The following is a 22,926-nucleotide window of genomic DNA, read 5'->3' as shown; positions in this document are numbered from 1 at the left end:
GTCCATGACATTCCACGATTCCGATCGCACCGACACCCTGCTGCAGCACATCGGCCAGGCCCCCCTGGACCCCGTCACCGGCTCCGGGCCGGTGGCCCTGCCCTCGTACCGCGCCAGCACGGTGCGCTTCGCCTCGATGGACGTGCTGGACCGCGCCCAGGCGGCCAAGCAGCGCGGCGAGCGCGTACCCACCTACGGCCGGGTCGGCCTGCAGACCCACGAGGCCCTGGAAACGCTGCTGTGCCGCCTGGAAGGCGGGGAACGGGCGTTCCTGGCGCCGTCCGGCATGGCGGCCATCAGCATGGCGCTGATGGCCCTGCTGGGCCAGGGCGACCACGCCCTGGTCGTGGACTGCGTGTACGGGCCGGTGCGCTACTTCCACAAGACCGTGCTGTCGCGCATGGGCGTGGCCATGGATTTCGTGCGCGGCGACCTCGACAGCCTGCGGGCCGCCCTGCGCCCCGAGACCCGGGTGCTGTACCTGGAATCCCCGGGCTCGCTGCTGATGGAAATGCTGGACCTGCCCGCCTTGGCGCGCTGGGCGCACGAGCAGGGCCTGACCGTGGTGGCCGACAACACCTGGGGCGCGGGCTACATCTACCGGCCCCTGGCGTTGGGGGCCGACGTGTCGGTGACCGCGGCCACCAAGTATCTCGGCGGGCATTCCGACCTGATGCTGGGCGCGGCCGTGGCCCGCGATCCGGCGCTGGTCGGCAGGCTGCACGAGACCCACTACGCCCTGGGCAGCACCGTCAGCGCGGACGACGCCTGGCTGGCGCTGCGCGGGGCGCGCACCCTGGGGGTGCGCCTGCGCGCCTGCGCGGAACACGCGATGGAGGTCTGCCGCTGGCTGGACGCCCAGCCCCAGGTGTCGCGGATCTTCTTCCCCGCATGGCCGGACGACGCGGGCCATGCGCTGTGGCGGCGCGACGCGACGGGGGCCAACGGCCTGCTGTCCGTGGCGGTGGATTTCACCGAACCCCAGGTGCGCCGCCTGATCGACGGCCTGCGGCTGTTCGGGATCGGGTATTCCTGGGGCGGCTACGAAAGCCTGGTCACGCAGGTCGAACCCGGCGCCCTGGCCTCGCACGGCTACTGGGCGCGGATCGCCGACGAGCGCATGCGCAAGGGCACGGTCCTGCGCCTGCACATCGGCCTGGAGGATCCGGCCGACCTGATCGCGGATCTGGCGCAGGCGTTCGAGGCGGCTGGGCGCGGCTAGGCGGGCACTTCGTATCTACATCCTCTTGACCGCCGCCTGGCGTATCCGAGCCGCACGCGGGCCGCGAGGTGGACAGCAGGCGGCCGCGGGCTGCGGACAGCGATGAACCTTACTGCTTACCGGCCAGCAACTGCTTGACCAGTTTGTCGGCCTCGTCGATGGCGTTCTGGTAGGTGCCGGTTTGCGCGGGCGAAGTCAGGTAGCGGCCGCCGATGGCGAGCGTCGGCGTGCCTTCCACGTGGTAGGACTTGGTCAGCTCGTCGGCGCGGGAGACCTTGGTCTGCACGCCGAAGGAATTGAACGTGTCGGTGAAGGCCTGGCGGTCCAGTCCCTGGGCGACGGCCCAGTCGATGATTTCCTTGGCCTGGGTCAGGTCCTTGTGCTGCTCGTGGATGGCCTTGAAGACCGCCGGGTGCAGGTCCAGCCGGTCCAGGGCTTCCAGGGTGTAGTAGAGCTTCTGCATGTCGCGCATGCCGGCGTTGAAGGCCACGGGCACGCTCTTGAAGGCCACGCCGTCCGGCAGGGTCTTGCGCCATTTCTCGACCAGGGGCTCGATGTGATTGCAGTGCGGGCAGGTGTAGAAGAAGAATTCCAGGACCTCGATCTTGCCCGGGGTGTCCGAAGGCTGGACCGGATCGAGCGTGTCGTAGGGCGCCGCCTGGGCGGGCGTCATGGCCAGCGCGGCCAGGCCCAGGACCAGGCCCGACGCGAGACGGGAAAACAGAGCGATCTTCATGGTGGGCTCCTTGGAGAGGCGGTTCAGGGGCGGACGACGGTCGATTCGATCTTTTCGTCGCCCAGGCGGGCCCGGGCGCGGTTCATTTCGTCGATGCCCTTGAAGGGGCCGACGCGCACGCGGTTGATGGGGGTGCCGTTGGACTCGCCGGCTTCGATGCGCACCGGCAGGCCCAGCAGCACGACCCGGGCCAGCATGGCCTGGGCTTCTTTCTGTGAGCGGAAGGCCCCGGTCTGCAGGTAATAGGTGGTCTGCGTGCCGGGCGCCGGCCGGGCGGCGGGCGGCGGGGGGGGCGGCGGCGGAATGGGCTGGCTCGTCTGCGGCGCGGCCGGGGGGACGGCTGGCGCCGGGGCGGACTTGACCTCGGGCTTGTCCAGCCCGGCGATGATCTGGCCGATGGCGTCGGACAGGGGATTTTCCGGCGGTGCGCCGGGTTCCGGCGCCGGGGCCGGCGGATTGGTGCCGCTGCCGCCCTGGGCGGCCGAGCGGGTGCCCGCCGGTCCGTCCTTGCCGTACAGGGCGATGTTCGGATCCGGAGCGTTCTTCACGTCCGGCAACAGGGTGGTCGGGGCGTCGCGGCTGGCCTTGTCCTTGAAGGGCATCGGGGCCTTGGTGACGAACAGGGCCACGGCCACCGCGGCCGCCACCCCGAGCACCATGCCCAGGACCAGGCCGAACCAGGCGCTGCCCGACCGCGAGGATTTCTTGCGGGTGGCCATGCTACATGCGCTCGGGGGCGCCGACCCCCAGCAGGCCCAGGCCGTTGGCGATCACCTGGGCGGTGGCGCGGGCCAGGCGCAGGCGGGCGGCGCCCAGGGCGGGGTCGTCCACCAGGATGCGCTCGGCGTTGTACCAGGCGTGGAAGTCGGCGGCGCAGTCGCGCAGCCAGAACGCCAACTGGTGCGGAGCCAGTTCGCGGGCGGCCTGCGTCAGCACGCCGGGGTATTCGGCCAGGCGCTGCAGCAGCGTGATTTCGGTGGGGGCCGTCAGCAGGGACGGGTCCGCCGCCCGTGCTTGGCTGCCGGCGTCGTGCTGGCGCAGCAGCGAGTGGATGCGGGCGTGCGCGTACTGGATGTAGTAGACCGGGTTTTCCTCGCTGTGCGACAGGGCCAGGTCGATGTCGAAGACGAATTCGGAATCGGCGCGGCGCTGGGCCAGGAAGAAGCGCACCGCGTCGCGCCCGACCCAGTCGATCAGGTCGCGCAGCGTGACGTAGCTGCCGGCGCGCTTGGAGATCTTGACCTCGGCACCGTCGCGCATCACGCGCACCATCTTGTGCAGCACGTAGGCCGGGTAATCGGCCGGGATGCCCAGGCCCAGGCCCTGCAGGCCCGCGCGCACGCGGGCGATGGTGCCGTGGTGGTCGGTGCCCTGGATGTTGATGGCGTGGCGGAAGCCGCGTTCCCATTTGGCGACGTGGTAGGCCACGTCCGGCACGAAATAGGTGTAGCCGCCCTCGGACTTGCGCATGACGCGGTCCTTGTCGTCGCCGGTGCCCAGTTCGGTGGTGCGCAGCCACAGCGCGCCGTCCCGTTCGTAGGTGTGGCCCGCGTCGATCAGGGCCTGGACGGTGCGTTCGACGCGGCCGCTGGTGTAGAGCGAGCTTTCCAGGTAGTAGTTGTCGAAGCGCAGGTCGAAGGCCTGCAGGTCCAGGTCCTGTTCGCGGCGCAGGTAGGCCACGGCGAAGCGCCGGATGGCGTCCAGGTCGTCGAGGTCGCCGGACGCCTGGATGGGGTCGCCGTCGCTGGCCTGGACGGTGGCGTGGGCCAGGTAGTCGCGCGCGATGTCCTGGATGTATTCGCCCCGGTAGCCGTCGGCGGGAAAGGCGGGGTCGTCGGGCTCGATGCCGCGCGCCCGGGCCTGGACGCTGATCGCCAGGTTGTGGATCTGGTTGCCGGCGTCGTTGTAGTAGAACTCGCGCGAGACCTGGGCGCCCTGGGTGGCGAACAGGCGGCAGATGGAGTCCCCCAGCGCCGCCTGGCGGGCGTGGCCGACGTGCAGCGGGCCGGTGGGGTTGGCGGAGACGAATTCCACCAGCACGCGCTCGTCGGTGGCGGGCCGGTGGCCGTAGCGTTCGCCCTGGGCCTGGATGGCGTCCAGGACGGCCTGGTGGGCGGCGGCCGACAGGCGGAAATTGATGAAGCCCGGTCCGGCGACCTCGGCCGAGGCGATCAGTCCGGCCGCGTCCGGGTGGGCCAGGACGCCCGCCGCGACGGCCTGGGCCAGCTCGCGCGGGTTGCGCCGGGCCGCGCGTGCGGCCTGCATGGCGACGTTGCTGGCCACGTCGCCGTGGGCGGCGACTTTCGGGCGTTCGAGGGTGATGTCCAGGGGCTGGCCGGGGATCAGGGTGTCCAGGACGGAGCGCAGGATGGCGATGAGCCGGGTGTGTTGCTCGGGTAGCATGGTGTCCGTATCTGAGGGGATCCCGAAATGATAGCCCGATTTCAGGAACCTCTGGATAAGTCGGGCGGAAAGCGAATCCGCAGAGGCACGCGGCGCGAGGACTGGTTCAGAGATTCCTCAAGGCCGCCGTGCCGCGGCGGCCATCCCGGGCAGGCCGCGTTCGGCTTCCAGCCAGGCGCCGTAGGCCGCCATGTCCACGGTGCCGGCGACGGACCCCGGACTTCCGTCCGGGACGTCGGCGCGACGGATGAAGGCTTCGACGATCCGCCGCTGCGCATCGCCCAGGCGCGGGTCCGCGCCCTGGGGGCCGATCGGCCGCGTGGCGGCGTCCTGCAGCGTCCGGTCGCCCGGCGGCAGGCCGCGCAGGGCGGGGCCGCGCTCGTCGTGCAGCAGCGGGCTGGACACCGTCCTGTCGTCGGGCGCCAGTTCCGCCAGGGGCACCAGGGCGGCCAGGGCCTGCCAGCGCATCCAGTTCAGGGCCACGTCCGACAGGTCGCCGTCCGGGATGGGCCGCAGCCGCTCGTCGAGCAGCAGGCCGCCGCCGATGTCGGCGTGGGCGCCGATGAAGGGCGCTTCGACCGTGTTGCCCGCGTCGCCGGCCGCCGAGACCAGGGGAAACAGGGCGCGCAGCTCGTGCAGGGCCACGGCGTGCGCCACCCAGTGCCAGGCGCCGGCGATGCCCAGGTCGAAGCCGGCGTTGGCCGCGCCCAGCAGCCCGAATTGCGCCACGGTGTCGAACAGGCCCAGGAAGCGCAGGTCGACGCACAGGCCGATGGTCCCGCGCAGCGGATCGTCGTAGGAGAACCAGCCGTCGCGGGTGTGCCGCGCGATGCGGTTGGCGAAGTCGCGGGCCAGGGCCGCTCCGCGCGAATAGCCCAGGATGTCGATGGGCACCGGCACGGCGGCGCCCTGCGCCCGGTCCAGGGCGTTGAGCAGGGACTGCCACTGGTTCCTCAGGATCTGGCGGCTGCCGGCGGCGGTGACCGCGTCCCAGTCGGCGTAGTAGGCGTTGCCGGGTCCGGCGTGGTAGTAGGCCGGGCCGTCCTCGTAGGCCTGGGCGAGCTTCCAGACGTTGCCCTGGTTGCGCGGCCCGTAGCGCGTGCCGTCGAAGGCCAGCAGGATCAGGCCCAGGGGATCGGCGTGACGCAGGGGCTGCTGGGCGGCGTAGCCCAGGGCCTGCTGGCCGGGCAGCGGCCCCAGGGGGTCGGGCTCCAGGTAGTGGCCGCGTCCTGGCAGGAAGGTGCGGAAGACGTTGTCGTGCCAGCCCGTCGCCGGATCTTCGTCCTGGCCCGGCCTGCGCAGCGGCAGGTCCAGGTCGCCGCGCAGGCGGGTCGCGCGGCCCAGGGCGTCGTAGGCGGCGGCCCAGCGCACCGCGCGCTCGTCGTCGGTCGCCAGGACGGGCGCGCCCAGCAGGTCGGCGTGCAGGTAATACAGGCGGGTCCGGCCGTCGGCCTCCGTCTGCAGCAGGCCGACGGGGGCTTCGCCGGCGTACAGGTAGCGCTGGGTGACGCCGAAGACCGGGGAGCGCGCGGGGGCGGGCCCGGTTCCGGACCGGGTGCCGCCGGGCGGTTCGGGAGCCGGACGCCGCCAGATCGCCGCCAGGCGGTTGTCCAGGTAATAGCGTTCGGTTTCTTCCCCGTCCCGGACGCGGCGGATCCGCTGGCCCCGGGCGTTGTAGGCGTAGCGGACCAGGGGCCGGCCGCCTTCCAGGATCTCGGCCAGCCGGCCCTGGGCCTGGTGGCGCAGCGCGCGGCCGCCGACCGCGAGGGGCAGGCCGGCGGCGTCGCGGGGGATCTCGGGCAGGGCCGCGCCCGCGCCTTCCGTCTCCGGCGTTTCAGCGGGCCGAAGCGCGGCGTCTCGCGGTCCGGCCCGCATGCGGCCGGCGCGCGAGGCATCCGGCGGGCCGATGGGCCGGTCGAGGCGGGCGGCCAGGCTGCCGTCCTCGTCCCAGGCCAGCCAGGTCCGGGCCGCGCCGTCCTGGAAGCCGATGAGCCGGTCCCGGCCGTCGTGGGCCAGGGCCTGATGCCGCCAGCGGCCGGGCGCCAGGCATGTGCTCAGGCGTTCGACCCGGCCGCGCGCGTCGTGGCGCCGCCGCTCGCCCCACAGGATGCGCGGCCCGTCGGACAGGACCAGGGTATCGGCCCGTCCGTCCGGTCCGGCGGCCGTTTGCAGCCACAGGCCGTTGCCGTAGCGGTAGCCGGCGCGGCCCGGTGTGGAGTCGACGACGGTGCGGCGCGCGCCGTCGGCGGCTTCCCAGTCCAGGCGGTCCAGGCGGTCCGAGCCGGACCAGGCGTAGTGTAGCGATCCGCCTTCCGGTAGATCGTGCCGCGTCAGCCGTCCCCGCGCGTCGTAGGCGAAGCGTTCCCGGTAATTGAGGGCGCCTCGCGGGTGGGGCCGGCGGACGGCGCGGGCCGTCACCCGGCCGTGCGCGTCGTGCTGCAGGTATTCGGTTTCCTCGGGATGCGTCAGGCGGATCGGGCGGTCGCCCCGCCAGCGCAGGCCGATCTCCAGCGGCGGCCGGCCCGGCGCCGTGTGCAGCAGCCGGACGGGGCGGCCGATGGCGTCGCGGCGGATGTCCAGGCGTCCGCCGCCGGGCTGATCCCGGCCGGCCAGGCGGCCCCGCGGGTCGTAGGACAGCCGGGTCGTGCCCGTGAGCTGGCTGGACCAGCGCGTCAGCCGGCCTGCGGAACCGTAGTCCAGGCGCAGGCCGGGCCAGCCGCCTCGCGTCCGTTCCAGCGCGCGGATCCGGCCGTCCGCCGCGCGGCGGATGCGCAGGCCGCCGATCGCGCTCAGCCGGCCTTGGGTGTCGTGGCCGATGCGCCGGACGGTTTCTGGACAGGCGGGGCAGGCCGATGTGCGCACCGTGCGCGGCACGGCCCGGCCGCCGCGCGGGATGTGGTCCACCTCCGCCCAGCCGTCCGCCGATTCCACCCGGGTCGGGCCGGTGCCCGGCGGGCCGTCCGGATAGCGCAGGTCCAGGCGGCCCGCCGTCTCGCCGGGGGCGCCCGGGATCGCCAGGACGACGCGGCCCCGCGCGTCGTAGGTCCAGCTGCGGGCGCGCCAGCGCCGGCCGTCGGCGGCCTCGAGCGTGACGCCGGTGATCGCGGCGGGGTGGCCGGCCTGCCGTCCGGGCTCGTAATGGTAGCGGCGGCGCATGCCGTCGGGACGCCGCACCGCGACCAGCAGGGCCGGCGCCGTGCCGGGGCCATGCCTGGCCGAGATCGCGCCGGCCGGCGTTTCGCCGGCCGGGGCCGCGTTCGCGGGTATCGCCTCGTTCGCGCCTTGGGCGTGTTCGTAGCGGAAGACGCCCAGCGGCGTGTCCAGCGTGCGCAGGAGGGGGCGCGGCCCCGAGGGGTCGTAGTCGAACCGCAGCGCGGCGGCGCCGCGCCGGATTTCCCGCGCCAGGCCGTCCAGCGGGCCGCCGGCGTGACGGTCGATGACGATGTCCGGCCGCCCGGGGGCGGCGATCGTCCGCAGCCGGCCGTGCGCGTCGAAGACCAGCCGGCCGCCGTCGGCGCCCAGCCAGGCCGCGCGCGCATCCGCGGTGTCCGCGGCGTCCCCGGCGCGCCCGGCGTTTCCAGCGTCCCCGCCGCCCGTGTCATCCATGGCCCGCGCGGCGGTCCGGTCCGGCGCCAGGATGCGGCCGTCGGTGGGTCCGGAGCCCAGTCCCCGGGCGTCGAAGCGCACTCGCCTGCCGTCGGGCAGGTCCAGTCGCCAGCCGTCCGGGGCCGGCCGCAGCCGGATGTCGTATTCGCTGGTCCAGCCTCGGCCCAGCGGCCCGTCCTCCACGGATCCCGAGCGGTACAGGCGGATGAAGGACGGATGGCCGCCCGCGAACGGCTCGGGCAGGTCGGTTTCCCGCAGGAATTTCTCGCCGGTGGCGAGATGCACGGGATTGGCGATGCCCGGGTCGGGCGCGGGCTCGGCCGCCGGTCCCCGGGCCGACCCCGCGCCGCAGGGCGCCTGGGCCTGGGGCGCGGGGCAGCTCAGGGCGGACGCGGCCTGTGCCGGGACGGGCGGCGGCCAGGGGGCGAGCGCCAGCGGCAGTCCGGCCAGCCAGGGCGGAAAGCGGCGGCGGGCAAGGGTTTCGGGCATGGAAGACCTCCTGTCGGAGCGCTCATTGTGCGGCTTGGCAGGGGGTTGAAGTTCAGGTAGTGTATGAATGTGTCCATTGCGGGAAGTCCACCATGCTCATTTTGTTCCAGTCGAAATCCGCGGCGGAAGTCCTGATGTTCGCCCAGCATGCCCGGCCCATCCTGCTGGCCGCCGGCAAGACCTTCGACGCGCCCGGCCTGCCGGAACGCGGCGTCATCACCCGGGCGCAGCTGGACACGGCCATCGCCGGCATCGAGGCGCTGGTGGCCGCCGATCCCGGTCACGACGACGCCTCCGGCGACCACGACGACACGGTTGAACATCCCATCGCCCAGCCGGTCGGCATGCGCCGCCGGGCCTGGCCGCTGCTGACCATGCTGCGCCTGGCCCGCGAAAAGGGCGAGGACGTCACCTGGGAACCCGCCCCGTCCTGGTAAATTCACGTTTTTCACACGGAGAAACCCCCATGCAGGGTCATGTGATCGTGATTTTCGATGCCCATCGCTCGCTGGAACTGCCCGTCGAGGCGCCGGTGGATCCCGAACAGGCGCGCGCCGCCCGCGAATGGTTCGAACGGACCTGGGAATCCCTGGACTGCGAGCCCCTGCGGGTCAGCGGCAAGGTGCTGCTGCTCGACAAGATCCTGGGGGTGGCCGACGCCCTGGGCTACAGCCGCCTGTCCTCGCAGCCCGACCTGGCGCGGGAATTCGCCGGCCATGCCGTCCAGGCGCTGGAAAAGCCCCGCGTGACGGTGGATCTGCCGGGCCTGTCGATCGTCTATTGATCCGCCCGCACACACGCAAACGAAAGCCCCATCCTGTGGGACGGGGCTGAACGAGGCGGGCGCTTGTGGTGCCGGGTGAACCTCCTGGATACGGAGGCGGCGCTGCCCGATGGCGCTGAAGTTCCGGATGACGGGCGCTCCGCACGGAGCGCCCGCTTCACATTCACATCGGAGGATCAGGCCGCGACCGAGGCGCGGGGCCGGACGTCGCCGCCCGCCGCCGCGTGGCGGTTGACCGCGCTCAGGATCGCCAGGAAGGACGAGGTCACGATGTCCTCGTGGATGCCGACGCCGTAGCCGCTGGGAGCGTCCTGAATGCGCATCTCGATGTAGGACGCCGCGCGGGTGTCGGTGCCGGTGCCGATGGCGTGTTCCTGGTAGTCCATCACGCGGGCCTCGATGCCCAGCGCGTCGACGAAGGCCGAGATCGCGCCGTCGCCCTTGCCCGACAGGTGGCGGACCTGGCCGTCGATTTCCAGCTCGGCCTCGATCATGAACTGCTTCTGGCCGGTGGCCTTGGGGCTGCCGGTGATGCGATGCCGGATCAGCTTCATCGGCGTCTCGCGGTCCAGGTATTCGTTGGAGAAGACCTCGAACACGTCCTTGGGCGTGACTTCGCGGCCCGTCTCGTCGGTGACGCGCTGGATGGCGCGGCTGAATTCGATCTGCAGGCGGCGCGGCAGGACCAGGCCGTGTTCCTGCTCCAGCAGGAAGGACACGCCGCCCTTGCCGGACTGGCTGTTGACGCGGATGACCGCGTCGTAGCTGCGGCCCAGGTCGGCCGGGTCGATGGGCAGGTAGGGGACTTCCCAGGGGGCGTCGGCCTGCTGCACCGCGAAGCCCTTCTTGATGGCGTCCTGGTGCGAGCCGGAGAAGGCCGTGAAGACCAGGTCGCCGGCGTAGGGGTGGCGCGGGTGCACGGGCAACTGGTTGCAGTATTCGACGCAGCGGCGGACTTCGTCGATGTCGGAGAAGTCCAGGCCCGGATGGATGCCCTGGGTGTACAGGTTCAGCGCCAGGGTGACCAGGTCCACGTTGCCGGTGCGCTCGCCGTTGCCGAACAGGCAGCCTTCGATGCGGTCGGCGCCGGCCATGACGGCGAATTCGGCGGCGGCCACGGCCGTACCCCGGTCATTGTGGGGATGGACGCTGAGGACGATCTTGTCGCGCTGCGCCAGATGGGTGTGCATCCATTCGATCTGGTCGGCGTACAGGTTCGGGGTGGTGGCCTCGATCGTGGCCGGCAGGTTCAGGATGATCTTGTCCTGGACGGTCGGCTGCCAGGTGTCGACCACGGCGTTGCAGACTTCCAGCGCGAAGTCGGGTTCGGTGGTGCTGAAGACTTCCGGCGAATATTCGTAGCGCCAGTGGGTTTCCGGATGCTTGGCGACTTCGGCCTTGACGATCCGGGTGCCCTCGACGGCGATGGCGCGGACCTCGTCGCGGCTCATGCGGAAGACGATCTTGCGGAAGGCCGGCGCGCAGGCGTTGTACATGTGGATGATGGCGTGCTTCGCGCCCGCGCAGGCTTCGACCGTGCGCTGGATCAGGTCCTCGCGGGCCTGGGTCAGGGCGATGATGGTGACGTCGTCGGGGATGCGCTTTTCGTCGACCAGCTTGCGCACGAAGTCGAAGTCGGTCTGGGACGCGGACGGAAAGCCGACCTCGATTTCCTTGAAGCCGATCTTCAGCAATTGCTCGAAGAAGCGCAGCTTGCGCTCCACGCTCATGGGTTCGATCAGCGCCTGGTTGCCGTCGCGCAGGTCGGTGCTCATCCAGATCGGGGGGGCGGAGATGCGGCGGCTGGGCCAGGTGCGCTCGGAGAAGTCGCGCGTGAACGCGGCGAACGGAATGTATTTTTCGGCGGGGTTCTTGATCATGTCGGTACCTGTCTGGGCGGGTGCGCCCGGATCGCGGACGCGGAAATGCGAGGGTGTGGCGAAACAGGCTGCCGAACTGCCACGCGGCGCTAGGCCCGGCAACCGATCGCTAGCAGCAGTAGACCCGACAGGGAGAGGGGGGAGAACGACGGACGCGCGCGCCCCGCAGCGGAGGGCTGCGGGAAGTCACGGAAGGAAGCGCGCGTGGAGTTCATGTACGGAAGTCAAACATATTTTCCGCCGCTTGGCAAGGGAATCGCGCCGTTTCCCCCGGACGGGCGGCCGCCGCCGGCCGGTTCCCCGGCGGGGATGCGGCGCCGGCGCAACGGCGCGTCCAGGCATCCGGGCGCGCGCCGGGATGGCTTTCGGGCCGCGGACGCACGCGGTCCGCGGCCCGGGCCGGCGGGCTCAGAAGGTCGTGCGCAGGGTGACTTCCACGCTGCGGCCGGTGCCCGGCAGGGTGTTGAGCGAGCTCCGGTATTCCTTGTCCAGGATGTTGTTGAACTGCACTCCGACCTGGATCTTGCGGTCCTTGCCGTGCGTGCCGCCGAAGGCCAGGTTCAGCGTGCCCCAGCCCGGCAGGCGCTCGGTCGTGAAGGCGGCGCCGTCGAGCGTGGTTTCCTTGATCGGGGTCGCCGCGCGCACGAACAGGTCGGCCCAGACGTCGGCACCGTACAGCGCCGTGTCGTAGCGCACTCCCGCGCGGCCGGAGAAGGCCGGCACGCCGCTGTTCCTGGTCGAATAGGCGGCGTACTTCAGCTCCCGCTGCATCCAGGCGCCGGACACGTAGGGGGTGAAGCCCGTGCCGGGCAGCGTGTATTCGGCGGCCAGCTCGACGCCGTGGGTGTCGGCGCGGTCGGTGTTGATGTAGGTGCGGTCGCTCGCGGCGTAGCCCGCCGGGCAGGTGCCCGTCGAGGCGCACGGCGCCGTGCCGATGTAGTCCTTGGCCTGGGTGTAGAAGAGGGCGGCGTCCAGGACCACGCCCGCGTTCTGGTAGCGTGCCCCCAGCTCGTAGTTCTGCGAGGTCTCGGGCTTCAGGCCGGGATTGGCGCGCGTCAGATTGCCGCTGCCGGCCGTGGTGTCGGAGTACATCTGCGCCAGGGTCGGCATGGTGTAGCCCTCGGAATACAGGGCGCGCAGGGTGGTGTGCCGCAGGCCGCTCCAGGTCAGGCCCAGGGACTTGACCAGGCGGTTGGTGGTGCCGTCGTCCTGGTCCGCCAGGGCGGCGCTGGTGGTTTCGTCCAGGGTCGAGCGCACGTGGTAGTACCGCAGGCCCGCGGTCAGCTTGAAGTCCCGGGCGAAGGACCATTCGTCCTGGGCGAACACCGAGGCCGTCTGGATCGAGGCGCGGGTCTGCGTCGGGCTGACCTTCACGGTCGTCGTGGGGAACGGAACCGTCCTGTAGGTGGTCGTGATGCTGTTCTTGCTGGTGTCCAGGTCGTCCATCAGGTACTGCACGCCGGCGATCGTGTAGTGGTCGGGGTGCAGCGCCAGGTCGATCTGCGCGGTGCCGCCGTAGTTCAGGTTGCGGTCGTCCGAGGTGGCGGTGTTCTTGACGTTCATGAAGGAGGTCGGCTGCACTTCGACCCGGTTCTCGAACAATCGGTCCACGGTCTGGCGGTAGGCGTCGACGTGGATCTTCCTGACCACGGGGCTCAGGTCCTTGGCGTCGTAGTACAGGCCGGCCTTGCGCAGGTCGCGCTTGGGCAGCTCGATGCGGAAATCGCGGATCGGGTCCTGCAGGTAATCCGGATCCGTCCAGCTGTCCGTGCTCAGGATGTGCTGCTCGGCCTTCAGCGCCAGGTAGTGGTTGCGGTTCTGGCCGAAGGTGTAGCCCAGGTGCAGCGCCACGTCGCTGTCGCGGTAGCTGGAACCGTCCAGGCGGCCGTCCTGGGTGTAGCGGCCGTTCGGCACTTCGCGGTCGTGGTGGCGGTCGGCGCTGCCCGACAGGCGGTAGTCGAAATCGCCCACGGTGCCGGACACGGCGGCCCAGCCCTGCCAGCCGCGCGTGCCGGAATAGTAGCTGCCGCCCGTTTCCAGCTGGATGGGCCTGGGCGCGCCGCGCTTGGTGATGATGTTGACCACGCCGCCGATGGCCTTGGCGCCGTACAGCACCGAGGCCGGCCCGCGGATGACGTCGATGCGCTCGACGTTGGCCGGGTCCACCAGGATGGGCGTGCCATAGTCGCTGTGGTCGGTGATTTCCTGCCCGTCGACCAGGATGGTCACGCGGTGCGAGGATTCGCCCCGGATGCGCAGGCGCTTCATGCCCGGCGCGGACGCGTCGACGACCTCGACGCCGGGTACGTCGCGCACCAGCTCGGCGATGCTCTCGGGCGCCTGGCGCTCGATCTGCTCCCGGTCGACGACCGAGACCGAGGCGGGGTTGTTCATGACGGATGTTTCGGTGCGCGTGCCCGTCACGGTGATGGTGTCGAGCCAGGTGGCGTGCTGCGTGCCGGTTTCCTGGGCGAAGGCCGCGCCGGCCAGCGGCAGGCTGAATGCCAGCGCCAGCGCGCGCGCCCCGACGCGCAGCGCGGCGGATGCTTCTCCCCGGCCCATGATCGCATGGTTCATTTTTGGGTTCCCTGTGTGGATCAGTGACAGGACGGGCGGGACGCGATCATGGCTCGGGGAGGGACGAGGGAGCCGGGCGGCGTGGATTGCCCGGGCGCGAGCCACACTATAGGGAATCTAAACGCATTAATCAATGATTATGATAATTATTCTCATATGCGATTGTATGAAGAGAGAAGCCGAGGCCTGAGGGAAGTCGAGACCGGGACGATGGCGTGCGCACGGACCGGCCGGGAAGCCCGGCCGAGGGGCGTTACTGCCGCTGGCGGGCGTTTTCCAGGACGGCGAGCTGTTCGGCCGCGCGATGCAGCCGGGCGGCGCGGCCGGCGGACAGTTCGTCGCGGGTCAGCATCAGGTCGCCCACGCGCAGGGGTTCGTCGCGGGTCTGCCAGGCCCACAGCAGCACGTCCAGCGTGGCGCCGGACAACTGGTCGGCCAGTTGCTGGAAGGAGGCGGGATCGACGGGACGCAGGCGTGCGCGCGCCATGATCGCGCGCACGGCCAGCCAGGTCAGGTAGGCCAGCAGCAGGGAGCAGAGCGTGACCAGCGCGCCCCAGAAGTAGGGGTTGTAGCGCTGCAGCAAGGCGGTGGCTTCCGCCCCTACGATGCGGTTTCCGGCATAATCGATGCCGTTGCCGAAAGCCAGCAGCCGGTTCAGCGCGTCATACCAGATCAGGACGACCATCACGACCAGGGCGGCCGCGAGGATCCTGGACGTGGCGGTGAGCCTGAGCAGGATCCTGCGCAGCAAGGCGTGGTCCCGACGGCTGGAGGATTCATTTCGTTCCGGTTTCATGGCTTTATTTTAGATTGAACATGCGCGCGCAACCATCCCTGGAGCTGGGCCAGCATCAGCACCTGACGCTGACGCCGCAGCTGCGCCAGGCGCTGGCCCTGCTGCAATGCTCGTCCCAGGAGCTGGACCAGGAGATCGCCCAGGCGCTGGCCGACAATCCGCTGCTCGAGACCGTCGATCCGGAACCGGAATCGGCGGCCCAGGCCGAGCGGCTGGATCGCCTGTGGTCGCAGCCCGCGCGCGCCGCCCTGCCCGACGACCTGCCGGAACCGGGCCAGCCGCCCAGCCTGATCGATCACCTGCTGCAGCAGCTGCACGCGACCCGCGCCACGGAACGCGACTGCCTGCTGGTGGTCCGGCTGATGGGCGAACTGGACGAGCGCGGCTATCTGGAATTCGATCCCGAGGCGCTGGCCGACGGCCTGCCGCCGGGCCTGGAAGTCGAGGAAGAGGAATGGCGCACGGCGCTGCGCCTGCTGCAGTCCTTCGATCCCGCCGGGGTGGCCGCGCGCGACCTGTCCGAATGCCTGCGGCTGCAGTTGCGGGCGCGCGCCGACGAGTGGCCGGCGGACGTGCTGGCCTGCGCCCGCCGGCTGACGGAGCACCTGGAGGATCTGGGCGCGGGCCGCTGGGGGCGGTTGTGCGAGGCGCTGGGCTGCGACCGCGCGCTGCTGGACGCCGCCCACCGCGCCCTGCGGCGCCTGGACCCCAGGCCGGCGGGCGCCTGGCAGACCGATCCCGTCCACTACGTCGTGCCCGACGTGCTGTTCCATCGCGCGGCGGACGGCTGGCGGGTCAGCCTCAATCCCGCCGTCGAGCCCCGCGTGCGCCTGAATCCGGAGCTGGCGGACGGCCTGGCGGGCCAGGACCTGTCGCCCGACCTGCGGGACCGGGTGCGCCAGGCGCGCAGCCTGATCCACAACCTGGACCAGCGCCGGCAGACGATCCTGCGGGTGGCGGAATACATCGCGCGGCATCAGCGGGCGTTCCTGGAGTCCGGCGTTTCCGCCCTGCGCCCGCTCACCCTGCGGGAAGTCGCCCAGGCGCTGGATCTCCATGAATCGACGATTTCCCGCGCCACGCGCTTGAAGTACGCGCAGACGCCCTGGGGCGTGCACGAGCTGAAATTCTTCTTCGGCACGGTGGTGCAGACCCGCTCGGGCGAGGAAACCTCGGCGCTGGCCGTGCAGGCGCTGATGCGGACGATGCTGGAGTCGGAACCGGCCGGCAAGCCCCTGTCCGACATGCGGCTGGCGCAGATGCTGGCCGACCGGGACGTGGTGATCGCGCGGCGGACCGTGGCCAAGTACCGCGAGGCCATGGGCGTGCCGCCGGCCAGCGTGCGCAAGGCGCGCGGGCCGGCGGGAGCCTGAGGCCCGGAGCGCCCGGATCCGGTAAAACTCGGTATCATCCTGTTTTCACCCGCCCGTTTCCCCATGTGGAACCGCCCGTCCGCCGCCGATGCCCGTGCCGCCAGCCCGCTGCTCCAGTACTGGCAGGCCGAGGCCGTTCGTCTGCGGGAAGCGCACTGGGGACCGCTGGAAGACCGCGCCGCCTGCCAGGCCGCCCTGCGCCGGCCGGCCGATCTCCAGGACCGCATCCTGGCGCGGGCCGCGTGGCTGGCCGAACACGGCGAGCTGCATGACCGCCTGGTCCAGTGGGCCGTCGGCGCCCGCTGGGCGCTGGCGCTCCTGTGGCTGTGCGCCTGCCTGGCGGGCATCGGCACGGCCGCCGCCGTCCTGGGGCAGGGCCAGGTGAACCTGGCGCTGGCCCTGCTGGGGCTGCTGGGGCTGCATGCGCTCACCTTCCTGATCTGGCTGGCCGGCTGGCTGCCGGGGCTGCCCGACTCCACCACCCTGTCGCGCCTGTGGCTCTGGCTGACGCGGCGCCTGGTCCGGGGGCCGGACGGCGCCCTGGCGGCCCAGGCCTTCCTGTCGCTGCTGGGCCGGGCGCGGGCCTGGAAGACCGCGATCGGACTGATCAGCCACGGGGCCTGGACGGCCGCCTTTCTGGGGGCGGTGCCCACGCTGCTCCTGCTGCTGAGCGCGCGCCGCTACACTTTCCATTGGGAAACCACCCTGCTGTCGCCGGACGCCTTCGTCGGCGCGACCCGCGCGCTGGGCCATCTGCCCGGCCTGCTGGGCTTCCCGGCGCCGGACGATGCCCAGATCGCCGCCAGCCTGGGCCCGCAGCCGCTGGCCGCCGGCGTCCAGGCCGACTGGTCCCTGTGGCTGATCGGCTGCATCGTCGTCTGGGGGCTGTTGCCGCGGCTGCTGGCGCTGTTCGCCTGCGTCCTGCACCTGCGCCGCCGCCTGGCCCGGCTGACCGTCGATCCGGGCCTGCCGGGCTGGCTGGACCTGCGCGAGCGCCTGCTGCCCACCCATGCCAGCCTGGGCATCGACCGTCCCGCGCCGGCGGCGGGTGGCACGGCCGGTCCCGTCGCGCCGTCCGCCGCCGGCGGCGCCCATGCGGCGGTGCTGGCCTACGAACTGGGGCCCGACCTGGCCTGGCCTCCGGCCGGCCTGCCGGACGGCGTGGCGGACCTGGGCCGCTGCGACAGCCGGGAAGATCGCGCCCGCATCCGCGCGCTGCTGCGCGCGCCGCCCGCGCACCTGCTGTTCGTCTGCGACGCGCGCCTGACCCCGGACAGGGGCGCCGCCGCCTGGCTCGACGAGCTGCGCCGGTCCTGCCCCGACCTGCGCGCCCTGTGCCTCGGCGGCACACCGCAACGCTTGCGGGCCTGGCAGGACATCCTGTCGCAACAGGCCGTTTCCCGGATACCCAGCCTGGACGGCTGGCTCGAACACATCGGAAGCTTCCGCCATGACTGACGTCTCGAATCCCATCGACCTGGCGGTCGTCGGCCATACCAATACCGGCAAGACTTCGCTGCTGCGCACGCTGCTGCGCGACGAGTCCTTCGGCGAGGTCGCGGACCGCCCCGGCACCACCCGCCACGTCGAAAGCGCCCAGCTGCTGACCGAGACCGGCCAAGCCATCCTGGTGCTGCGCGACACGCCGGGCCTGGAGGACGCCATGGGCGTCCTGGACTACCTGGACCAGCTGTCCCCGCCCCAGGAAAGGCACGACGGCCCGGAACGCATCCGGCGGCTGCTCGACAGCCCGGAAGCCGCCGGCCGCTTCGAGCAGGAATGCCGGGTCCTCGCCACGGTGCTGGAGACCGACGCCGCCCTGTACGTCGTCGACACCCGCGATCCGGTCCTGCCCAAGCACCGCGACGAACTCATGCTGCTGGCCGCCTGCGGCCGCCCCATCCTGCCGGTGCTGAACTTCACCCGCACGCCGCTGTCGGACACGGCCGCCTGGCGCGACGCGCTGGCCCGCCTGGGGCTGCACGCCACGGTGGACTTCGATACCGTGGCGCCCGCGCTGGACGGCGAGGGCCAGCTGCTGGACCGCCTGGCCCTGATGCTGGACCATCACGCGGCCGCCCTGCAGACCCTGCGCGCGGACCTGGGCCAGCAGCGCCTGCGCCGGCTGCAGGACGCCACGCGCCTGATCGCCGAACTGCTGGTGGACGCCGCCGCCCTGCGGCTGCCCTGTTCCCAGGACCCGACCGACATGGCCGCCATCACCCTGGGGCTGCGCAAGCGCACCCGCGACCGGGAACAGGATTGCGTGCACGCCCTGCTGAAGCGCTACCGTTTCAGCAAGTCCACCTTTCCCCACCACCCCTTGCCGCTGGAAGGCGAACGCTGGGGCATGGATCTGTTCAACCCCCAGGCTCTGCGCACCTTCGGCATCCAGGTCGGCAAGGGCCTGGCCACCGGCGCCATGGCGGGAGCCACCATCGACGTGCTGACCGGGGGCCTGAGCCTGGGGGCCGCCGCGCTGCTGGGAGCCGCCATCGGCGGCGCCTGGCAGGGCGCCAGCCAATGGGGCAAGCGCCTGGTGGGCCGGCTGGCGGGCAATACGGAAATGACGGTGGACGATCCGGTGCTGCACCTGCTGGGGTTGCGCCAGCTTGCCCTGGTGCGTGCGCTGGAGTGCCGGGGGCATGCCGCCATGCGGCCCATCGATGGCGACCTGCTGGCGCGCATGGCGCCGCCCGTCCCGGAGGCGCCGGCGGATGGAGATGCGGAAGCGGATGCGGCGGACGCGCCCGGGGATCCGGCGCCGGCGCCCGAAACCCCGCCCGAGCCCCTGCGCCGCCTGCCACCCGACGTGCAGCGCATGCTGGACGAGGCCCGCGGCCATCCGGGCTGGTCCTCGATCGGCGAGGATCCCGTGCCCGACGCCCGGCGCGAGGCGCTGGTCGGCGCCATGGCCCAGGCGCTGTTCGCCGCCCTGTAGCCGCGATTCCGGCAGTTGCTTCCGGCGCGCCGCGTGCGATGCGCGCGCCGGCGCGCCGTGGCCGCCCCGGGCTACCAGCTGCCGGACGCGCCGCCTCCACCGCCTCGGCCGCCGCCCCCGCCGCCCGAGGAGCCGCCGCCGAATCCTCCTCCGCCGCCGAAGCCGCCTCCGCCACCGAAGCCGCCTCCGAATCCCCCGCCTCCGCCGCCCCGGCCTCCGCGTCCGCGCGCGAGCCGGTCGGGGATATGCAGGACCCGGCCCAGGATGCCCAGCGCCAGCCCCGCCAGCGCGCCGACGACGGTCCACAGCAGGCTTTCGGTCAGCACGAACACGAAGCCGCCCAGCAGCAGGGCGCCGATCGGGGGCGTCATCACCAGGGCGAAGAACGTCAGGGGCAGGAACATCACGCGCTCATCGAGCCCGCCGTCCTCATCGGAGGATTTCGGGGGCGGCAGGGGCTCGCCCGCAATCAGGCCCGACAGGGCCGAGACCCCGGCCTCGATTCCGCCGAAGAGGTCGCCGGAGGCGAAGCGCGGCGTGATCCGTTCGCGGATGATCCGTCCGGCGTCCACGTCCGTCACGGCGCCCTCGAGCCCGTAGCCGACCTCGATGCGCAGGCGGCGGTCCCGCACGGCCACCAGCAGCAGCACGCCGTCGTCGATGCCCTCGCGTCCCACGGCCCACTGGTCGAAGACCCGGCGCGCGTACTGTTCGATGGACTCGGCGCCGGTGCCGGGCACCAGCAGCACGAAGAGCTGCGAGCCGTGCGCTTTCTCCAGCGCTTCGACCTGCCCGGTCAGCGTCCGGACCTGTTCCGGCGTCAGTACGCCGGCCTGGTCCATGACCGGCCCGGTCCAGGCCGGGACGGCGACGGCGCCGTCCGCGCCGGGCGCGACGGTCCGAGGGGTCTGGACAGGCCCGGCGGCGGGCCCGGGAGCGGTGGCGGCGGCGTGGACCTGGGCGCTGGCCGGCGCCGTGCCCAGGCAGGCGGTCAGCCCCAGCGCCAGCAGGCCGTTCGCCAGTGCGCGGCGCAGGCTCATTTGCTCTGCCCCTGAGGTAGGTCGAACTTCACCTCGGGGTCGCGCATGACGGCGTCGGCCTTGTCCAGTCCGTATTGGGCCTTGGGCTGGTAGCCGAACACGCGCGCCGTGATCAGGGTGGGGAACTGGCGGATCGTCAGGTTGTAGGACTGCACCGCGCCGACGTAGCGCTCGCGCGCCACCGCGATGCGGTTTTCCGTGCCTTCGAGCTGCGTCATCAGGTCGCGGAACAGGCCGTCGCTCTTCAGCTGGGGATAGTTTTCCGAGACCGCCAGCAGGCGCGACAGGCTGGAGGACAGGGCGCCTTGCGCCTGCTCGAAGCGGGCCATCAGGGCCGGATCGTCCAGGTCGTCGGCGCTGACGCGGATCTGGCCGACCCGGGCGCGCGCATCCGTGACCTGTTGCAGCACGGTGCGCTCGTTCACCATGTAGGCGTTGACCGAGGACACCAGCTTGGGCACCAGGTCGGCGCGGCGCTCGTACTGGTTCAGGACCTGGGACCAGGCCGCCTTGACCTGCTCGTCCTGGCGCTGGATTTCGTTGTAGCCGCAGCCCGAAAGCAGCAGCGTCAGGGCTGCCAGCGCAGCCAGGTTCAGGTAACGTCGGAGCATCCGGGCCTCTCGTGTGGCGCCCCGGCAGGGGCGGATGCCCCATTTTAAGGGTGTCCGGCCTCGAGGGCGCCCGGCGCGCCGCCCGGATCCGCCGGGGAGATCCGGGCGGCGCGCCGGATGTATCCGCCGCGCGGCGCGGGAGACACGCTATAATGCGCTGCTTCGCGTGGCCAACCAGTCGCCGCGCGACCTCTTTCGGCCCCGGCGGGCGCCTCGCGCGCCGGCGGCATCTCCCCTGACACTCTTCATACGTCGGCCTCGATTGGTATCACTCGGCTCGAGCGATAGGCGGTCGCTGGAGTCATTTTCTTGGATACTTCGATTACCTTTGCCTCGCTCGGCCTGGCGGAACCCCTGCTGCGCGCCGTCCACGACGCGGGCTACACCCACCCCACCCCGATCCAGGCCCAGGCCATCCCGCGCGTCCTGGAAGGCGGCGACCTGCTGGCCGCCGCCCAGACCGGGACGGGCAAGACCGCCGGCTTCACGCTGCCGATCCTGCATTACCTGCTGACCCATCCCGCCGCCGACCGCCGCCCGGGCCGCCCCCGCGTGCTGGTCCTGACCCCGACGCGCGAACTGACCGCCCAGGTGGAAGAATCCGTGCGCCTCTACGGCAAGCACACGGCCGTGCGCTCGATGGTGATGTTCGGCGGGGTCAACATCAATCCCCAGATCGCGGCCCTGAAAAAGCCCCTGGACATCCTGGTGGCCACGCCGGGCCGCCTGCTGGACCACGCGCAGCAGAAGACGCTGGACCTGTCCGGTGTCGAGATCCTGGTGCTGGACGAGGCCGACCGCATGCTGGACATGGGCTTCATCCACGACATCCGCCGCGTGCTCAAGCTGCTGCCGGCCAAGCGCCAGAACCTGCTGTTCTCCGCGACGTTCTCCGACGAGATCCGCGGCCTGGCCCAGGGCATCCTGCGCAATCCGGGCGAGGTCTCCGTCGCCCGGCGCAACACCGCGTCCGAACTGGTCAGCCAGCGCGTGGTGATGACCGACCAGGCGCACAAGCGCGACCTGCTCAGTCACATCATCCGCGAAAGCGGCTGGCACCAGGTGCTGGTGTTCACGCGCACCAAGCACGGCGCCAACCGCCTGGCCGAGAAGCTGTCGAAGGACGGCCTGACCGCCGCCGCCATCCACGGCAACAAGAGCCAGGCCGCGCGCACCAAGGCCCTGGCCGGGTTCAAGGACGGCAAGGTGGCCGTGCTGGTGGCCACCGACATCGCCGCCCGCGGCCTGGACATCGACCAACTGCCGCAGGTCGTCAATTTCGAGCTGCCCAACGTGCCCGAGGACTACGTGCACCGCATCGGCCGCACCGGCCGCGCCGGCAGCACCGGCTCCGCCCTGTCCCTGGTGGACGCGTCCGAGGTCAAGCTGCTGCGCGCCATCGAGCGCCTGATCAAGCAGACCATCGAGCCGATCACCGTGGAAGGCTGGAATCCGGCCATGGCGACCGCTGATTCCGCTCCGGACGCACGCGAAAAGCGCGCCATCGCCCGCTTGCAGGGCGATGGCTTCGGCGGCCGTGGCGACGGCGGCCGGCGCAATGACGGTGGTCGACGCGAGCCGGCCGGCCGCGACGGCCGTCGCCCGGCCTCGGGTCCGGCTTCGGCCTCGGCTTCGGCCGACCGCCGCTCGGGTCCGGACGCCCGCCGCGGCGGTGGCGGCCGCGCCCCGGGCGGACGCCCCGCCCGCGAAGGCGGCGCGCCCCAGGCCCCGCGCCGGGACGCGCGTCCCGCCTCGGCCGGGCGCCCCGCGCTGCTGCACAAGGCCGACTGACCCGGACCGCCGGCGCACCGGAGCACTGGAGACCACGCATGGCCCTGTCCACCTGGCTGGCTTTCTTCGCGGCGGCCTGGGCGATCTCGTTCTCGCCCGGCCCCGGCGCCATCTGTTCCATGGCCTCGGGACTGAAGTACGGGTTCCGCCACGGCGCCTGGACCATCTTCGGCCTGCAGGCCGGCATCATCTGCCAGCTGGTCATCGTGGCCCTGGGCGTGGGCGCCCTGCTGGCCACGTCCGAAGTGGCCTTCACGATCGTCAAGTGGATCGGCGCCGCCTACCTGGTCTACCTGGGGGTGCGGCAGTTCCGCACCGACGCGGCGCCGGTGGCGGTCGAGGCGCGGCCGCCGAAGAGCACGCACCCGATCCGCGACCAGTTGCTGCGCGGCTACCTGGTGAACGTCACCAATCCCAAGGGCACCATGTTCCTGCTGGCCGTGGTGCCGCAGTTCCTGGACCTGGGCCGGCCGCTGTCGCTGCAGTATTTCCTGATCGGCGCCACGCTGTGCTTCACCGATCTGGTGGCCATGAGTTGCTATACTTCGCTGGCTTCGCGCATCCTGCGGATGCTGCGCAAACCGGGCCACGTCCGCTGGCTGAACCGCGGCTTCGGCTCGATGTTCATCCTGGCCGGCACCGTCCTGGCCTCCTTCAGTCACAAGCACTGAAGCTCC

Annotated in this window: 17 protein-coding genes; 8 read left to right on the top strand and 9 right to left on the bottom strand. The window is 71.8% G+C overall.

What is annotated here, in order from left to right; all coding sequences use genetic code 11:
* Positions 1-4: 4 nt before the first annotated feature.
* Positions 5-1,222, top strand: a complete 1,218-nt coding sequence (gene metC, locus ACFO27_RS04930; protein WP_376816275.1) for a cystathionine beta-lyase — start codon at positions 5-7, stop codon at positions 1,220-1,222.
* A 109-nt stretch (positions 1,223-1,331) separates the two neighbouring features.
* On the opposite strand, the gene ACFO27_RS04925 is transcribed toward metC, so the two are convergent.
* The 4 genes from ACFO27_RS04925 to ACFO27_RS04910 all read right to left on the bottom strand — a co-directional run bounded on the left by ACFO27_RS04925 (position 1,332) and on the right by ACFO27_RS04910 (position 8,456).
* Positions 1,332-1,958, bottom strand: coding sequence for a thiol:disulfide interchange protein DsbA/DsbL (locus ACFO27_RS04925; RefSeq protein WP_376816274.1), 627 nt, complete (start codon positions 1,956-1,958; stop codon positions 1,332-1,334).
* Between the two features lie 23 nt (positions 1,959-1,981).
* On the bottom strand, positions 1,982-2,677 hold the full coding sequence (locus ACFO27_RS04920; protein WP_376816273.1) for an SPOR domain-containing protein: 696 nt from the start codon (positions 2,675-2,677) through the stop codon (positions 1,982-1,984).
* A gap of 1 nt (position 2,678) precedes the next feature.
* The gene (argS, locus tag ACFO27_RS04915; protein WP_376816272.1) at positions 2,679-4,361 is read right to left on the bottom strand and encodes an arginine--tRNA ligase; all 1,683 of its coding nucleotides are present in this window, start codon (positions 4,359-4,361) and stop codon (positions 2,679-2,681) included.
* Between the two features lie 117 nt (positions 4,362-4,478).
* Positions 4,479-8,456, bottom strand: coding sequence for a DUF6531 domain-containing protein (locus ACFO27_RS04910; RefSeq protein ID WP_376816271.1), 3,978 nt, complete (start codon positions 8,454-8,456; stop codon positions 4,479-4,481).
* Positions 8,457-8,548: 92 nt separating this feature from the next.
* Here ACFO27_RS04910 and ACFO27_RS04905 point away from each other — a divergent pair, with 92 nt between their 5' ends.
* Together ACFO27_RS04905 and ACFO27_RS04900 are read left to right on the top strand one after the other, a co-directional pair.
* Positions 8,549-8,893 (top strand): DUF1840 domain-containing protein, encoded by a 345-nt coding sequence (locus ACFO27_RS04905; RefSeq protein ID WP_376816270.1) that lies wholly within the window; start codon positions 8,549-8,551, stop codon positions 8,891-8,893.
* Between the two features lie 29 nt (positions 8,894-8,922).
* Entirely contained in the window at positions 8,923-9,240 is a 318-nt protein-coding gene (locus ACFO27_RS04900) for a hypothetical protein (RefSeq protein WP_376816269.1), read from the top strand.
* A gap of 176 nt (positions 9,241-9,416) precedes the next feature.
* Here the strand turns inward: ACFO27_RS04900 and leuA are convergent, their stop codons facing one another.
* From leuA to ACFO27_RS04885, 3 genes are all read right to left on the bottom strand, one after another.
* Positions 9,417-11,120: a 2-isopropylmalate synthase gene (gene leuA / locus ACFO27_RS04895; RefSeq protein WP_376816268.1), complete on the bottom strand. Its 1,704-nt coding sequence runs from the start codon at positions 11,118-11,120 to the stop codon at positions 9,417-9,419.
* A 408-nt stretch (positions 11,121-11,528) separates the two neighbouring features.
* Positions 11,529-13,697, bottom strand: a complete 2,169-nt coding sequence (locus tag ACFO27_RS04890) for a TonB-dependent receptor plug domain-containing protein (RefSeq protein WP_376816267.1) — start codon at positions 13,695-13,697, stop codon at positions 11,529-11,531.
* A 253-nt stretch (positions 13,698-13,950) separates the two neighbouring features.
* A complete protein-coding gene (locus ACFO27_RS04885; protein ID WP_376816266.1) occupies positions 13,951-14,493 on the bottom strand; it encodes a hypothetical protein in 543 nt (180 codons plus the stop codon).
* Positions 14,494-14,513: 20 nt separating this feature from the next.
* Between ACFO27_RS04885 and rpoN the strand changes: the two genes are divergently transcribed.
* From rpoN to ACFO27_RS04870, 3 genes are all read left to right on the top strand, one after another.
* Positions 14,514-15,866 (top strand): RNA polymerase factor sigma-54, encoded by a 1,353-nt coding sequence (gene rpoN / locus ACFO27_RS04880; protein WP_376816265.1) that lies wholly within the window; start codon positions 14,514-14,516, stop codon positions 15,864-15,866.
* Between the two features lie 63 nt (positions 15,867-15,929).
* Positions 15,930-17,324: a DUF2868 domain-containing protein gene (locus ACFO27_RS04875; protein WP_376816264.1), complete on the top strand. Its 1,395-nt coding sequence runs from the start codon at positions 15,930-15,932 to the stop codon at positions 17,322-17,324.
* Positions 17,317-18,807, top strand: a complete 1,491-nt coding sequence (locus ACFO27_RS04870) for a GTPase/DUF3482 domain-containing protein (protein WP_376816263.1) — start codon at positions 17,317-17,319, stop codon at positions 18,805-18,807. Before ACFO27_RS04875 ends, ACFO27_RS04870 begins: the two co-directional genes overlap by 8 nt.
* 71 nt (positions 18,808-18,878) lie before the next feature.
* Here the strand turns inward: ACFO27_RS04870 and ACFO27_RS04865 are convergent, their stop codons facing one another.
* Together ACFO27_RS04865 and ACFO27_RS04860 are read right to left on the bottom strand one after the other, a co-directional pair.
* Complete coding sequence (locus ACFO27_RS04865; RefSeq protein ID WP_376816262.1) at positions 18,879-19,847, bottom strand: TPM domain-containing protein; 969 nt, start codon at positions 19,845-19,847, stop codon at positions 18,879-18,881.
* Complete coding sequence (locus tag ACFO27_RS04860; RefSeq protein WP_376816261.1) at positions 19,844-20,458, bottom strand: LemA family protein; 615 nt, start codon at positions 20,456-20,458, stop codon at positions 19,844-19,846. Before ACFO27_RS04860 ends, ACFO27_RS04865 begins: the two co-directional genes overlap by 4 nt.
* 309 nt (positions 20,459-20,767) lie before the next feature.
* Between ACFO27_RS04860 and ACFO27_RS04855 the strand changes: the two genes are divergently transcribed.
* Together ACFO27_RS04855 and ACFO27_RS04850 are read left to right on the top strand one after the other, a co-directional pair.
* Entirely contained in the window at positions 20,768-22,249 is a 1,482-nt protein-coding gene (locus ACFO27_RS04855; RefSeq protein WP_376816260.1) for a DEAD/DEAH box helicase, read from the top strand.
* Positions 22,250-22,287: 38 nt separating this feature from the next.
* Positions 22,288-22,920, top strand: coding sequence for a LysE family transporter (locus ACFO27_RS04850; RefSeq protein ID WP_376816259.1), 633 nt, complete (start codon positions 22,288-22,290; stop codon positions 22,918-22,920).
* Positions 22,921-22,926: the final 6 nt, after the last annotated feature.

This window comes from Castellaniella denitrificans, assembly GCF_042653765.1.
GTDB lineage: Bacteria > Pseudomonadota > Gammaproteobacteria > Burkholderiales > Burkholderiaceae_B > Castellaniella > Castellaniella denitrificans.
Note: the sequence above shows the minus strand (reverse complement) of the source record. Positions and strands in the feature narration are given on the sequence as shown.